Source organism: Dactylosporangium sp. CA-139114 (assembly GCF_050955725.1).
GTDB lineage: Bacteria > Actinomycetota > Actinomycetes > Mycobacteriales > Micromonosporaceae > Dactylosporangium.
Map to the genome: position 1 here is coordinate 2,492,815 of NZ_CP192080.1, position 13,291 is coordinate 2,506,105.

Consider the following 13,291-nt stretch of genomic DNA (forward strand, 5'->3'; position numbering starts at 1 on the left):
CGTCGTGGCCGGGTGGAGGACGGGTTACCGGTTCGGTGCGATGACGCCTTGCACCGCGGTGGCGGTCGCGGTGGCCGACACATGGAGCTGATCGACGCCGACGAGCTGGAGGAGCTGGGTGTTGCTGGCACGCCGGACCGTCACCGTCACGGTGGTGGTGGTCGCGGTGGCGTCGCCATCGACTCCGGCGGCGGCCAGCCAGGAGCGGGCTGCGGCGCTGGCGCGGACGGAATCGAGCACCGCGACGTTGGTGGTGCGGTACTGCATGAGGTCGAGCTGCTGTGCACCGGCCCGCGCTGCGGCCTGCGCGACGTCGAGAGCCTGGACCTTTGCCGCCAGTGCAAGACCCCCGTCAAGGACCAGTCCGGCCACTCCCAGCAACGCCACCATGAGCAGCACCACGAAAGGGGTTACCTGTCCGGCATCACCTCCGCCGGCGCGTCGCCGAATCCACTCGGCAAGGCCCCACCTAGACGGTGCCCATCGGACCTCCTGCTTTTCGGCGTCCACCGTGGCACTTGCCTCCGGTGTGGCGGCGGACGTTTCGGGAACCGCAAATGGCATCGTTTGCTCCCTTCAATGGCGGGGCCGGATCCCGGTGCCGTTGACCACCTGCTGTGGGGGGATCCGTCATGAGGGCGGGCCGGGTGCTCGCGCGGCCCAGCCGAGCGCTTGGCCGCGCCAGGTGTCGACCGGTGAGGTGGCCGTCGCCTGGACGGTGCGGCTGCCGGGCACACCAAGTAACACCAGGTCGGACAGCGGCACAGTGCAGGAGACGGTCACGGTGACGGCGCCGCCTGGGCGTAGCTTGCTGGTGGACACGCTGACGGTGGCCTGTTGGCAAGTGACGCCGCGTGCGGCGAGGGTGTCGCGGGCAGTGCGTTCGGCGTCGGCACGAGCGGTCGACTCAGTGCGGGCGATGGACCCGGCGCGGGCTGCGGCGCTGGCGGCGGCGTCGAGGTCCATCTGTGCCGAGACCAGCCGCCCGCAGAGGACGACGAACAGCAGCACGGCGACCAGCAGCGGCGTGACCAGCGCCACCTCGGCGGTGCTGGATCCGGCGTCGGGTGCGGCGGTCAGCCGTCGCACCCGACCAGCCAGACCAGCGCGGACGCGGTTCGGGCTCATGGCGACCCTCCCGTTCCCGCCGCGACATCTGGAACGAACCGCTCGACCGGCCGGACGACGACGGCCCGGACGGTCCAGTGAACGCCGGGTACGACGGTGGCGGCGGTCCCCGTGACCTCGACGTGGACCTCGGTAGCGGTGCGGGTGGCCGATACCGATGGGTTCTTCAGCACGCTGTGGCCGATCGCGGCGAGGGTTTCGCTGCCGGCGCTCTGTCCGTCGGCGGCACTGCGTTGGTACGCGGCGGCGGCGTTGGCAGCGCGGGTCGCGGCGGCCTGCGCGACGTGGGTGGCGTGCATCCAGACGCCGGCCTGGATGACGAACATGACGATGAGCAGCAGCAGCGGCATCGCTACGACCAGCTCGGCCGACACGGCACCCGCGTCCGGGCGACCGGCTGTGCGCTGCCAGCGGGCGCGTACCCACCCGGCCGCGCCGAGCGCTCGGGATGAGCGGCGCACGGTGCGGCCCGGGGGCGTAATTGTCGTGGGCACGGGTTCAGCCAAGGTCGATGCCGTTGGCCTTGTCGGTGACTTTGATCGCGATGATGGCGATGACCACGATCGCGAGCGTCACCAGCAGTGCGGTGACGAGCACGGCCTCGGTGGAGTAGCCGCCGTCCTTGGTGGCGCGGACCGCGTTCCAGCGGTGACGCAGTTCGGCGGCGAGGTAGGTCATGAGTGCGGACATGGACGGTGCCTCCTGTTCTATTCGTTCCGGTACGGCGTCGGTTCGGTGTTCGGGCTGACTACAGGCCGCTGAGGACGGCGGCCACTGCGGGATAGCCGAGGAAGATCAAGAACCCGGCGAACAGCGCGACGATCGGCAGGGCCATGCGTTCGGTGGCGGCGTTGGCCTCGCCCTCGGCATCGGTGAGTTGCCGTGCTCGTAGCGCGATGGCGCGGGCACGCAGTGAGGTACGAACCTTGGCGCCTTCGGTGCCGGCCAAGCCGACAGTGGCGGCGAGCTGCTGGAGTTCGGCGACGCCGACCCGGCGGCCGAGCGCGGCGAGGATGTCCCAGGGCGCGACCCGGGCCAACCTGGCTTCGGTCAGCGCGTACCGCAGCTCGGTGTACGCGGGGCCGGAGCCCACCTTCGCCGCGTCGTCGAGGGCTTGGTCGACGCCGGATCCGGAGGCGAGGCTGATTACCACCAGGTCGAGGAACGACGACAGCGCGTCGCGGAACGCCGCGCGGTGCTTGGCTGCTTCTGAGCGCACCGAGAGCTCGGGGGCGAGGAACCCCACCACGCCGAAGATCAGCGATGCTGCGGCCGGCACCGTAAGGCCGGTTCCGGCACCGACGAGGGCGAGCAGTGCGCAGGCACTCGGGGGCAGCAACAGCCCGCATACGGCGGCAGTGGCCTGCTCGGCGAGGTGTACGTCGACCGGTTTGTCCACCGCCGCCAGGTCCCGACGGGTTGAGGCAAGAGGCAGGCCGGCTCGGCGTAGCCACCGTACAGCCGGACGGCCCCACCGCCCGGTCCAACCGGCTGGCTGACCTTCAGTGTTCGGATCGGCCGCGCGTGCCAGCCCGTACGGGGCGTCAAGGGCTCGATCGAGCCGAGGCCGGCGCGGAAACCATCCCACGACGATCAGCCACAGGCCGAGGCCGGTACCGAGCCCGGCGAGCAACACGATGCCGGTCACGGCGACACCGCCTCGTGTTCAGTGGCGGCGACCCCGGCCAGGATTCGGGCACTGTCCTGGTCGCGCATCAGGCGGGCAAGCCAGAAGAACGCCATCGCGAAGCAGCCGCCAGCGGCCAGCAGGACGAGCTGCCCCTGCGCGGAGTCGAACGGCGTCAGGTACCCCCGGTTGAGTAGCGCCAACAAGCCGGCCATCGCGAGCGTGGCGCCGACGATGACCCGGGCCGAGGTGCGGTTGCGTTTGCGGCTGGCGGCGATGCGCTGCCGGGAGGCGACCTTGGCCCGTGCGGACGCGGCCAGCTCTCCGAGCACGTCGCCGAGCTGCCCTGCCGCGCCCCGAGCAGCCATGGCCAGACCGGCCACCACAAGGTCGGCAGTCGGGTCAGCCAGCTCGGCGGCGAAGGCGCGCAGCGCGTCCGGTAGCCGCCAACTGCGGTGCAGGCGGGTCGCCAGGCGGGTCACCTCGTCGCGGATTGACTCGGGCGATTCGATGGCGCTGGCGGCGATCGCCTGCTCCAGCCCGGCCGCGCCGGACAGGTTGTCCCGCAGCGACTCGGTCCACACCGCGATGGCCTCGATGCGGGCCACCCGCCGGGTGTGTTCGCGGTCCGGGCCGATCAGCTGCGGCAGCACCCATGCCCCGGCAGTGGACAGCACCGCCGCGACCGGCCAGCGCGTCACCATCGCCACCGCGACGCCGACCGTCACGCACAGCGCGACCCGACGCCGGTCGACCGGCCCCTGGGCCGAACGCCACCTCGACCACCGAGACTCGACATCGAGGTCCGCGGCGCCATCGTCCCGCCCAGCCAGGCCGAACCACACCAGCAGCAGCCCGGAAGCGGTTCCCGCGCCCAGCAGCGCCGCCAGGGGCACGCTCAACGCCATCACGTCCACCCCCCGCCGGGCGTCGTGCGGGCGTCATCGAGCAGGTCCGGGTCGAATCCCGACGCGGCGAGGGCTTGGAGCAAGGCAGTGGACGGCGGGGCGCCGGGCACGGCGCGGCCGCCGCGTGCTGGGCGGAACACCTCGTTGGAAGCCACGGTCAGCCCGTCCGCGCCGACGACTTCTCGCACGGAGGTGACCGCGCGACGGCCGTCGCCGGTGAAGCCGAGGTGCACGACCAGGTGGACCGCCTCGGCGACCAGCAGGTTGGTGGTGGCCGGGTCGAGGCGTTCCGGGGCCTGGGCGGCGTAGAGCACGAGCTTGTTGAACGCGCCGGCGGACGAGGAGGCGTGGATGGTGCCCAACGAGCCGTCGTTGCCTTGGCTCATGGCGTTGAGCATCGGGATGACTTCGTGCCCGCGGATCTCACCGACGAAGACCCGGTCCGGGGACATCCGCAGCCCGGACCGGAACAACTGGCTCATGTCGATGGCGCCTTCGCCTTCGACGTTGGCCTCCCGGGATTGCAACGGCACCACGTCCGGGTGCAGCGTCTTGTCCGCGTCCAACGCGAGTTCGTAGGTGTCCTCGATGGTGACGATCCGCTCGTGCGGGCCGATCTCAGCGGCCAGCGCGCGTAGCAAGGTCGTCTTGCCGGCGGCAGTACGCCCGGCGATGAGCACGTTCAGCCGTGCCCGCACTGCGGCCGCGAGCAGTTCGCGCAGCACCACGTTGACGGTGCCGAGCTGCTCCAGGTCGGCCAAGGTGACCTTGACGTAGCCGTGCCGGCGAATCGACAACGCCGGCCGCCTCGTGACTGACATGATCGCGTGCAGCCGAGAGCCATCGGCCAGTTGCAGGTTCAGCACCGGCGCCGCGCGGTCCCATCGGCGTTCCTCGGCGCCTTCGCCGCCGGTTTCGGCGCGGCCGGCATCGGCGGCGAGCCGCCGAACCAACTCGACCATCTCCGTGTCGGAGTCGGCGATCGGAGCGACCTGCACCCGCTGACCGTCGGTATAGCGGACGAACACCTGGTCACAGCCGTTGGCGTGTACCTCTTCGACCCGGTCGTCAGTAAGCAGCGGTTGCAGCCCTCCGGCGCCGAGAAGGGCGTCGCCGACCGCGCGGGCCACCCGGGACTCGACATCGGGACGCAGCGGTGGGCGACCGGCGTTCATTTCCGCCGTGGCGTACGCGTCGAGCGCTTCGGTGATCAGCCGGCGAGTGGTGGCGGCCTGGTCCTGGGCGCGCATCGGTTCGCCGGTAGCGGTTTCATGGGCCCGGGCGGCGCGGGTCAGCGTCTCGGCCACCTCGCGGCGAATCCGCCGGATGACGGCGATCTCACTGCCTTCGTCCGGCGGGCCAGGCAGTAGGGAGCGGGTCATCGCGGGACCTCCGAACTCGTCACCGGCTGCACCGCTCGCAGGCCGGGCAGCAACGGGCCGAGGTCGGACCAGAGGCGGGTGTAGCCGCGCAGCAGCGGCAGGCGTCGCCACCGCCGCCCCGCGAGCAGCTCGCCGTCTAGGACCGCCGCTCCGCGCCGGTCCGTCGGCAGCGGACCGAGCACGGTCACCGCCCTGGCGTCACCGGCCAACTCCTCGACCACGTGCGCGGACAGCACCTCGGCGACGTCCGCCGCCGGGTACACCCCGCCGTGTGCGAGCAGCATCACCAGTCGGCCAGTACCAGCGTCGAGCAGCTCACACAGCAGCTCCCGCAAGTGAGCCAACTCGTCAGCGCGGGCGCGGACCAGCACGAGCACGACATCGGCGAGGCGCAGCACCGGCCATACCGGCGAGCCCGGTGTCAGTCGGCCACAGTCGGCCACCACCAGCCGGTCTGCCGGGGCCAGCACCGGCCGACCGGCATTGGTCAGCTCCGGCAGGGCCGCGCGGGTCTGCGCCCCACCCGCCGGGGCGGCCACCACCGGCACCACCGTGTCGCCGACCGTGAGGGTCTGGACCGCCGGTTGGCTGGTGCTGGTGAAGATGTCCCGCACCGCAGTCGAGCCCCGCGCGATGGCGGCCAGATCCACCAGGCTCGGTACGGCCGCCAACCCGTGGCGGCGCATCAGGTCACCACCGGCCGGGTCGCACTCCAGCACCACCGGCGTCACGTCGGACGGGGCGGTGGCGGCCAACCCGAGCGCGCTCGTCGTCGCTCCCGGTCGGCCCTTTACATAGGTCACTGCCAGCAGCGGCATGTCAGCCTCCCTGCGGTGCGGTCTGCATCAGCACCACGCCACCGGCTGGCGCCGCCGCGAGCCGTGGCCCGTCGGCGGCGTCCAGCAGCAACGTGATCACGGTGGCGCCTTGACCGTCGCCGGCCAGGTCCACACTCAGCACCACCGCGGGCAGCCGGGTCGCGCTCGAGCCGCTCGTTGCCGAGCTGCCTGGCGGCGCGGGCTGGGCGCCGGCCTGCGGGTTGGTCAACACGTACACGGCGACTCGCGCACCAGCGGCCAACCCCTGCGGGTACTGACCCGGCTTGAGCGCCACCGACGCAGTCACCTTCCCCGACGGCGGGAACTGCGCATCCCCGAGCAGCTGCGGGCTGAGCAGCGTGCCGGCCACCAGAGGCACCACCGCCGTGCGGCCCACCACCTGCTCCGCCTGCACCGCCGGGATCAGCCGCACTTCGGAGTCGCGGGCGGCGGAGACCTGAGTGAGGTCGGCGGCCGCGAGTGCCTGCCCAGCCGCCACCGACCGGACGACAGCGAGCACCTGCACCCGATCGCCGAGTTGAACGGCGCCGTACGCGTACGCCAGCACGCACACGATCACCAGCAGCCCACCCAGCGCGACGAACGGCATCCGCCGACGGCGCCTCGCCGCCCGCCACGGCCCCCGCCCGGCACGCGGCGCCGGCACCGTCGGACGATCTTCAAGCCCTGTTTCAGGGCGCACGGAACCCAGCGCCATGACCTTGTCCTCCCTGACGCGGCGCTCGAAACGATCAAGACTTGTGTGTTAGCCGACGACCGCCTGCGACTCCTGCACGCGGGTCTGCACCTGCCCGGTCGTCGTCAGCCCCGGCACCGTGCCGGACTGCCCGGCCCCGGCCCAGGTCACCTCCCATGTCACGGTCACCGTGACGGTGTACGCGCCCCCAGCCGTATTCGTCGACGAACGCCGGTACACGTGGCCGCAGTCCGGCGACGCCTTCGCCGGATCCGTGCCCGGCGTCCACACTGTGCCCGGCCCGGTGCACACCACCGTTGTGCTATCGCCCATCGACCAGGACGCCTTCACAGGTCGAGCGGTCGCGGTCACGCTCACCCCCGGCACCGAGGCAGTGGCCGACTGCTCCTTCCACGACACCGGGTCGAGGGCCATCCACACCGGCAGGTTCACCAGCTGATCACCAGGCGGATTCATCTTGATGACCGCAGCGGGCAGGTTGAGCCGCGCCCGCGCCTGCCTGCCCAACACCGCAGGCGAGACCACCGGCGGCGCACCGGCAACCCACACCACACCACCGAACCCGGTGTTGTCGCCGTAGCAGGTCCACGTGTACCAGCCGCCGTCTCCGGACGGCTGACCGCCCAGCGCGGCGATCGTCGACGGCGACGGGTCCGCTGGCGCGTAGTAGCAACCATCCGCACCCGCCCACGCCCCGTCCCGCTCACACGGAATCTCCTGCCCCGACGGATTGCGGCACTTGCCGTCCCCGCCCCTGCCGCCACTGCCGGCCTGGCCGCCGCTGGAGCCGCCGTTGCCTCCACCGTCCCCAACGGTGACGTCACAGCCCGGAGCGCTGTGGTTCTTGTCGCACTGCGTATCACCCCATGGATCGGCCTGCGCAGGTGTCGAAACGGCGAGCAGCACGGTTCCGGCGAGCACGACCGTCGTCGCGAAACGCATCAGCTTCAGCATGATCCGATGTCCCCCACATCGAACGACACCACCTTCCACGAACCGTCGATGGACCTGACCACAGCGGTGATGTTGCGCCGTCCCCGCAGGTCGTCCTGAATCAGCTCGCCAGTGGCCTTCTTGTGCTTGGTCCAGTTCGTGGAGTCGCCACAGTCGGCGACTGTCACCTCGGTCGGCGCGTCCGCCGGAGTGGCCCCGGTGACCCGCGCGTTCGTGACCGGTGCGCCCCGCGTGACGACCCCGGTCTGCTGATACGTGAGGATCACGGCAACAATCCGAGCCAGCGCCCGGTCGGCTGCATACTGCCGCAACTCGGGCGCATCCGGGTCGGGCACTTCACCCGCCTTCGCCATCGCCTGCCACATCGCCGTGTACGCCGCCAGCGCATCCCGATCAGCGACCGCCCGCGCATCCGGACTCGGGCTGGCGGACGCTGACGGCGACGGCGGTCTCGTGCCGCTCGACTTGCCCCCGTTGCAGCCCGCGACGAACGCCACCGCTACCGCGGTGACGCCAACGACGAGTGGACGGAAAACCACCGGTCACTACCTCCCCGAATCGGCGCGCAGCTCCCTGTCGTGAGCCGCGTCTGTGGCTCTGACGCTGGCCGGTCAAACCCGGTTCCATCAATGTCACGCCTCGTGTGTACACCCGCACCCCTTGGTGATGTCCACGTGCGTGCCTGGGAATACGTGCCTTGACGGCCGCAGAACTGACGTGTGTTGAGGTGCGCACCTTCGGGTAACGGCGATCTTCCGCGGTGCTCTGCTGCCGGGAAGTTCTGTCAGCTACTCGACAGATCAGGCGCTGTCGATGGCGGCTACGCTTCCAAAATTGTGGTCGCGAGAAGGGCGGAACCGCGATGGGCGACCACGATCGTACGGACGAGACCCTGATCCTCCTGGCGCGCAATGGCGTGTACGAAGTGCTGTCCGCGATGCATGATCGCGGCGGCTCCGCCAGCTTTGCTCAGATTTCCGCCGAGTCGCCGCGCCCCACCGCACTTCTGCGAGCGCTAGCAGTCGAGGGCTTCTTGATCAGCTCCCACGGAGGCACCTTCGATGCCGACCCCCATGCCGAAACCTGCTTCAGCCTGACCGGGAAAGGCGAAGCAATTTTCGGTCATCTTCAACGACTGCGGCGATGGATCGCCTCAGGGGCCGCACCAACCAAGAGACCGATTGATCCGTTAAGTACCTAATTCACCCGAGAGGCAGCGGTCGTAGACGCTACATCGTGGAGCTTGGCTTCTTGGTCACAATGGGTTGGCCGAACGGTTGCACCCACTCATAGACTGTGATCACAGAGCTGTCGCGCGCTCTATTCGGGGGAGGTGAGCTGCGCTGACGAACGATCTGCAACGTCTCCTTGACCTGTTGACCCACCGGAAGCTGAACGTCGCCATTCTGGAGGCCCTGAAAGACGGGCCACTGCGATACACCCAGCTTCATCACGCGGTATCGAACGTCAACCACCGTGTGGTCCACAACAGGACGCTGACCGACACGCTGACGTACCTGCGCAGACAGAGGCTTATCGAGCACCGCCAGCACGACGATAGCGCCGACTACCGGCTGACCGCCGGCGGTGCGGAACTCGTTGATCTGCTCGCGGAGATCAACCGGTGGAGCCGACAGCACCGCGCCATCGGCGGCCCGTAGCCATACCATCATGACCGTCCTCACTGCGACCGCGCTTGGCTTCGCGGGTGCACTCGCCGGAATCCCGGTAGCCGCCGTCGCCTACAGCACCTCCACAACCGGGCCGGTGCGACTGCCCGCGCGATGGTGGGCCGGCGGCCCAGCCCCCACGGCAGTCGTGCTCGTCACGGCGACGGCTACCGGCATCGCAGCCGCGATAATCGGAGCTGCGGTTCCACCAACGCTCACACTGCCGGCATTCTGGCTCTTCGCCGTTCTCGGCACCGGCTTAGCGATCATCGACGCGCGATACCGACGTTTACCGCACCAACTTACGGGCGCGTTGTGGGCTTCGTCGGGCCTGTGCTTCGCGCTCGCAGCGATCAGCGGCGAAGGCATGGCGCGACTGCTGCGGGCGGCAGGTGCAGGCGCGGCCACCGCGACTGTCCTGCTCGTTGTCGCGCTTATTTTGTCGGGCCAGCTCGGCCTCGGTGATGTCGTGCTCGCCGGCGCCGTCACCCTCAACCTCGGCTGGCTGAGCATTCAGGGAGCGGTCGTCGGCCTGCTGGCTGGATTGGTCCTACAAGGCGTTGCGGCCATCGCCATCAGATTGTGGCGTACCATCGATGCGCTGACACCCATGGGACCAGCCCTCTTCGTCGGCTGGCTGCTGGGCATCGTCTACGCGACCAGATAGCCTTGTGACCCCGCCATTTTCGATCGGCCGCCAGCAGCAAATCGCGGCCAGCGGCGCCGCCGTGCAACGGCAACGGTCCACGCGGCGGCAGCGGGACAGGCTTGATCGGAACCCGCCTGGGACCCTGTATGTCCACGATGGACATGAAGGGTCCCAGGAGCTACACCATCTTCTCGACCAGGATGCGGCGCAACGCCTCGATTGAGACTCTCGGACGGAGGCCCGTCTCGACTTGGCCCACCTCGCGAACGGTCGACGCAGTCAGGCCATCGACGCCAGGGCTTGCAGGGCTGCGCTCGCGGAGGACTGCGGGAGACTGATCTCGCGGTTGCCGATCGGCTCCGCGAGGTACCACGGCTGCGGGGTCGGGTTGTCGACCTTGCTGATGACCAGGTACTCGGACCATCCGTCGACGTCGGTCTCTCGGTGAATCAGCACCACTGTCGACGGATCGTCGTCGGCGATCACGAACGGTGCACTCCTGTGCAGCGGCTCCATCCCCTCGACGTACGCGGTGCACGATGCGCGCTCACACCAGGTCGGGTGCTGCTGTTCTTCGGCCATGCGTCCTCCCGTTGGCTGTGATGGATGGGCGCGGCGGTTCTCATGCTCACGGCTACGACCCGCCACCCCTGGTCGAAGAGAATCGCATATGCGATTCGCATGAGCAATACGCCTACGTTGATCGATTGTTCTGAACGCACGTTCTTGCATCAAGGTCAACCATGGGTAACACTGCGACCCGTGACCAGTGCAAGCCCGACCGTCCCTCGTCGCAGGCTGGGCCAAGAGCTAACGCGACTTCGCAAGCTGGCCAACATGACCGGTGAGCAGGTCGCCACGCTGATGGAATGGTCGTCGCCGAGCAAGCTCTACAAGATCGAAGGCGGCCGGCAGGGCATTCAGCCCAAGGAGTTGCGGGAGCTACTGAGCCATTACGGCGTGACCGAGGTGGAGACCGTCGAAGCGCTGATGACGCTGGCGCGGCAGGGCAAGCAACGCGCCTGGTGGACGCAGTACGCCGACGCGTTGCCGGACTCGTACGCCACGTACGTGGGGCTGGAGTCGGAAGCCGCCGAACTGCGGGTCTACGAACCGGTGACGGTGCACGGTTTGCTACAGACCGAGGACTACGCCCGAGCGCTCCTCAACACCGCCGCGCAGGCACCGGAGCCGGCTGTTTCGGTCACCACGATCGAGAGCAAGGTGCGGGTTCGGATGGAGCGGCAGACCGCTCTCGCGCGACTTCGGTTGTGGGTCGTCCTGGACGAAGCAGTCATCCGTCGCGTGATTGGCGGGCCCGACGTCATGCAGGCGCAGTACGCCCGCCTGCTCGAACTGGCCCGACTACCGACCGTGAAACTCCAGGTCCTGCCGTTCAGGGACACAGCGAACCCGGCCCCTCCAACGAACTTCACGATTATCGAGTTCGAGCAGGACTCCGACCGGGACGTGGTCTACGTGGAGCTGCTCACCGGTGGAATCTTCGTTGAAGGCGCCGACGTACGCAGGTATAACGTGGCGTTCAACAACCTCCGCGCCGCTGCCCTCAGCCCTGCTCGCTCCATTACGCTGATCGAGGAGGTAGCAGCGGAGCGACCATGATGGGAGCACGCCATGTCCACGCTCGACGACACCTGGCGCAAGTCCACGCGCAGCAACAACAACGGGTCGTGCGTGGAAGTCCGCCTGCATGACGACGCCGTCCAGGTACGCGACACCAAGCAGCACGGCAGCGGACCGATCCTCACGTTCGGCCGAGATGAGTGGACCGCGTTCATCGAGGACGCCAAGGCTGGGCACTTCGACCTGAAGGCGTAGGGGTCGACCGAGTCCCTCACGGGTTTCCGAAGGTGACGCCGCCGCTGATATCGCGTGCCTGCACGACGTTGCCGGTGATGGCCCCGGTGATGTGGTTGACGTTGGCCGGGTCGGGGACTTCGAGGTGCGCGATTACTTCCCGCCACACAGCCCGCAGCGCTTCGGCGAAGTCGGGATCGGCAGCCGCTGCCGTTCGCAGAGCGGTGCTGAGCGCTTGGATACGTCCGGGGTCGCTTGGGTTGTCTTCGGCGGCATCGAGCGCGGCTTGGGCGTCGGGTCTGCGTTCGAACCGGCGCCGGACCACTGTCACCAGGGCGGCGACGGCGCTCCGACCGGGAAGATACAAGTCACTCACCGTGTGGGGGTCGTCCCGAGAGGTGTTGATCGGGCAGACTGTCGCGGAGTGAATCTCGGAGCACTGAGCGGGAAGGCGCGGTAGCCGCAGGTGGAGGATGTCCCGGCCCAGATCGGCCGTTACACGGTGGCTAGACGGCTGGGTAAGGGCGGAATGGGTGAGGTGTTCCTGGCGTATTCGCCGGCTGGCTCGCCGGTGGCGGTCAAGGTCATCCGGTCTGATCGGTTGGACGCGAGCACGAGGGCTCGGTTCGAGCGCGAGGCGCTGATCGCCCGTACGGTGATCGGCACCAATCGGGTCGCACGCTTCCTTGACGCTGATCCTTACGCGGACCGGCCGTGGCTGGCGATGGAGTACGTGCCGGGCACCACGCTGCTGCAGCACGTCGATCGTCAGCGGGTCCTGCCGTCGCCGCTAGTGGCGAGTCTCGGCGCGTTGCTGTGCGAAGGACTGGAAGCCGTGCACGCTGTCGGGCTGCTACACCGGGACTTGAAGCCACAGAACATCATCCTCGGCACCGACGGTCCGATGATCATCGACTTCGGGCTGTCGGCGTTTGTCGACGCGCCGCACGACTCGCTGTCACATAGCGGCATGATCATCGGTACGGTTCGGTGCATGCCGCCCGAGCAGGCCGGCGGCAACCCGCACGTGACAGCGGCCGCTGACGTGTACGCCTTGGGCACCGTGTTGCTGTACGCGGCGGCCGGGCACTACCCGTACGACGGCGGGCGGGTGGAGACAATCATCGCGAACGTTCTGAACCCGCAGTTCAGCCCAGACCTGAGCGGCGTGTCGAGCAGTTTGGTGCCGTTGCTGACCGCGATGCTGTCGCACGATCCGGCGGCGAGGCCGGGCGTTGCGGAGGTGGCATCGGCGTGCGCTGCCCTGCTGGCGGGGGCGGGCGTGACGCCCGCAGATGCCCGGCTGGCGTTGATCGCCCGCTCCGACCCGTCCGCCGCCTGGCGCGACGACGCATACGTGCTGTCACCGTCAATCGAGGCACGGCTAGAAGCGCTGAGCGTCGCCACCGACACAGAGGCGTTCGAAAGCCCGTTGGACGCCGTCCCGGTGCTGTCCGATATACCGGAGCCGGATGAGTCACCCGAACAGGACAACCCGGCAGTGCCGCCGACGCAGTCGGTCCGGCGGCGGTCCGCGCGAATCCCGGCAGCGCAGCGGGTGGCGGAGGACCTTCGGTCCAGGTATGCGGGCCAGTCTGTCCTGTAGGTGGGTCTGCCCA

The 13,291-nt window shown here is 69.1% G+C and carries 19 protein-coding genes; 6 read left to right on the forward strand and 13 right to left on the reverse strand.

Going from position 1 to position 13,291, the window contains the following annotated elements; translation table 11 throughout:
- Positions 1-24: 24 nt before the first annotated feature.
- The 11 genes from ACQP2P_RS11290 to ACQP2P_RS11340 form a co-directional block, all read right to left on the reverse strand.
- Positions 25-390 carry a hypothetical protein gene (locus ACQP2P_RS11290; protein ID WP_433619095.1) on the reverse strand — a complete coding sequence of 122 codons (366 nt, stop codon included), beginning with the start codon at positions 388-390 and terminating at the stop codon, positions 25-27.
- A 240-nt stretch (positions 391-630) separates the two neighbouring features.
- Positions 631-1,128 (reverse strand): TadE/TadG family type IV pilus assembly protein, encoded by a 498-nt coding sequence (locus tag ACQP2P_RS11295; RefSeq protein WP_433615341.1) that lies wholly within the window; start codon positions 1,126-1,128, stop codon positions 631-633.
- Entirely contained in the window at positions 1,125-1,478 is a 354-nt protein-coding gene (locus tag ACQP2P_RS11300) for a TadE/TadG family type IV pilus assembly protein (RefSeq protein ID WP_433619097.1), read from the reverse strand. The genes ACQP2P_RS11295 and ACQP2P_RS11300 overlap by 4 nt, the downstream gene beginning before the upstream one ends.
- Before the next feature lie 148 nt (positions 1,479-1,626).
- The gene (locus tag ACQP2P_RS11305) at positions 1,627-1,818 is read right to left on the reverse strand and encodes a hypothetical protein (RefSeq protein ID WP_433615343.1); all 192 of its coding nucleotides are present in this window, start codon (positions 1,816-1,818) and stop codon (positions 1,627-1,629) included.
- A 58-nt stretch (positions 1,819-1,876) separates the two neighbouring features.
- Positions 1,877-2,776: a type II secretion system F family protein gene (locus ACQP2P_RS11310; protein WP_433615344.1), complete on the reverse strand. Its 900-nt coding sequence runs from the start codon at positions 2,774-2,776 to the stop codon at positions 1,877-1,879.
- On the reverse strand, positions 2,773-3,672 hold the full coding sequence (locus tag ACQP2P_RS11315; RefSeq protein WP_433615345.1) for a type II secretion system F family protein: 900 nt from the start codon (positions 3,670-3,672) through the stop codon (positions 2,773-2,775). Before ACQP2P_RS11315 ends, ACQP2P_RS11310 begins: the two co-directional genes overlap by 4 nt.
- Positions 3,663-5,045, reverse strand: coding sequence for a CpaF family protein (locus tag ACQP2P_RS11320; protein WP_433615347.1), 1,383 nt, complete (start codon positions 5,043-5,045; stop codon positions 3,663-3,665). Before ACQP2P_RS11320 ends, ACQP2P_RS11315 begins: the two co-directional genes overlap by 10 nt.
- On the reverse strand, positions 5,042-5,863 hold the full coding sequence (locus tag ACQP2P_RS11325) for a hypothetical protein (RefSeq protein WP_433615349.1): 822 nt from the start codon (positions 5,861-5,863) through the stop codon (positions 5,042-5,044). The genes ACQP2P_RS11320 and ACQP2P_RS11325 overlap by 4 nt, the downstream gene beginning before the upstream one ends.
- A gap of 1 nt (position 5,864) precedes the next feature.
- Entirely contained in the window at positions 5,865-6,473 is a 609-nt protein-coding gene (locus ACQP2P_RS11330) for an SAF domain-containing protein (protein ID WP_433615350.1), read from the reverse strand.
- 156 nt (positions 6,474-6,629) lie between these two features.
- Positions 6,630-7,535 (reverse strand): hypothetical protein, encoded by a 906-nt coding sequence (locus ACQP2P_RS11335; RefSeq protein ID WP_433615352.1) that lies wholly within the window; start codon positions 7,533-7,535, stop codon positions 6,630-6,632.
- Positions 7,529-8,032 (reverse strand): hypothetical protein, encoded by a 504-nt coding sequence (locus ACQP2P_RS11340; RefSeq protein ID WP_433615354.1) that lies wholly within the window; start codon positions 8,030-8,032, stop codon positions 7,529-7,531. Before ACQP2P_RS11340 ends, ACQP2P_RS11335 begins: the two co-directional genes overlap by 7 nt.
- 365 nt (positions 8,033-8,397) lie before the next feature.
- Here ACQP2P_RS11340 and ACQP2P_RS11345 point away from each other — a divergent pair, with 365 nt between their 5' ends.
- The 3 genes from ACQP2P_RS11345 to ACQP2P_RS11355 all read left to right on the forward strand — a co-directional run bounded on the left by ACQP2P_RS11345 (position 8,398) and on the right by ACQP2P_RS11355 (position 9,872).
- A complete protein-coding gene (locus ACQP2P_RS11345) occupies positions 8,398-8,736 on the forward strand; it encodes a hypothetical protein (RefSeq protein WP_433615355.1) in 339 nt (112 codons plus the stop codon).
- 175 nt (positions 8,737-8,911) lie between these two features.
- Positions 8,912-9,196, forward strand: a complete 285-nt coding sequence (locus ACQP2P_RS11350) for a winged helix-turn-helix transcriptional regulator (RefSeq protein WP_433615357.1) — start codon at positions 8,912-8,914, stop codon at positions 9,194-9,196.
- A gap of 10 nt (positions 9,197-9,206) precedes the next feature.
- Positions 9,207-9,872: a prepilin peptidase gene (locus tag ACQP2P_RS11355; protein ID WP_433615359.1), complete on the forward strand. Its 666-nt coding sequence runs from the start codon at positions 9,207-9,209 to the stop codon at positions 9,870-9,872.
- Between the two features lie 261 nt (positions 9,873-10,133).
- Here the strand turns inward: ACQP2P_RS11355 and ACQP2P_RS11360 are convergent, their stop codons facing one another.
- Positions 10,134-10,436, reverse strand: coding sequence for a hypothetical protein (locus ACQP2P_RS11360; protein ID WP_433615361.1), 303 nt, complete (start codon positions 10,434-10,436; stop codon positions 10,134-10,136).
- Between the two features lie 255 nt (positions 10,437-10,691).
- Here ACQP2P_RS11360 and ACQP2P_RS11365 point away from each other — a divergent pair, with 255 nt between their 5' ends.
- Together ACQP2P_RS11365 and ACQP2P_RS11370 are read left to right on the forward strand one after the other, a co-directional pair.
- Positions 10,692-11,477: a DUF5753 domain-containing protein gene (locus ACQP2P_RS11365; RefSeq protein WP_433615363.1), complete on the forward strand. Its 786-nt coding sequence runs from the start codon at positions 10,692-10,694 to the stop codon at positions 11,475-11,477.
- A 12-nt stretch (positions 11,478-11,489) separates the two neighbouring features.
- The gene (locus tag ACQP2P_RS11370; RefSeq protein WP_433615365.1) at positions 11,490-11,693 is read left to right on the forward strand and encodes a DUF397 domain-containing protein; all 204 of its coding nucleotides are present in this window, start codon (positions 11,490-11,492) and stop codon (positions 11,691-11,693) included.
- Positions 11,694-11,709: 16 nt separating this feature from the next.
- Here the strand turns inward: ACQP2P_RS11370 and ACQP2P_RS11375 are convergent, their stop codons facing one another.
- Positions 11,710-12,039, reverse strand: a complete 330-nt coding sequence (locus tag ACQP2P_RS11375) for a hypothetical protein (RefSeq protein ID WP_433615366.1) — start codon at positions 12,037-12,039, stop codon at positions 11,710-11,712.
- Positions 12,040-12,201: 162 nt separating this feature from the next.
- Between ACQP2P_RS11375 and ACQP2P_RS11380 the strand changes: the two genes are divergently transcribed.
- Positions 12,202-13,278 (forward strand): serine/threonine-protein kinase, encoded by a 1,077-nt coding sequence (locus ACQP2P_RS11380; RefSeq protein WP_433615368.1) that lies wholly within the window; start codon positions 12,202-12,204, stop codon positions 13,276-13,278.
- Positions 13,279-13,291 lie beyond the last annotated feature (13 nt).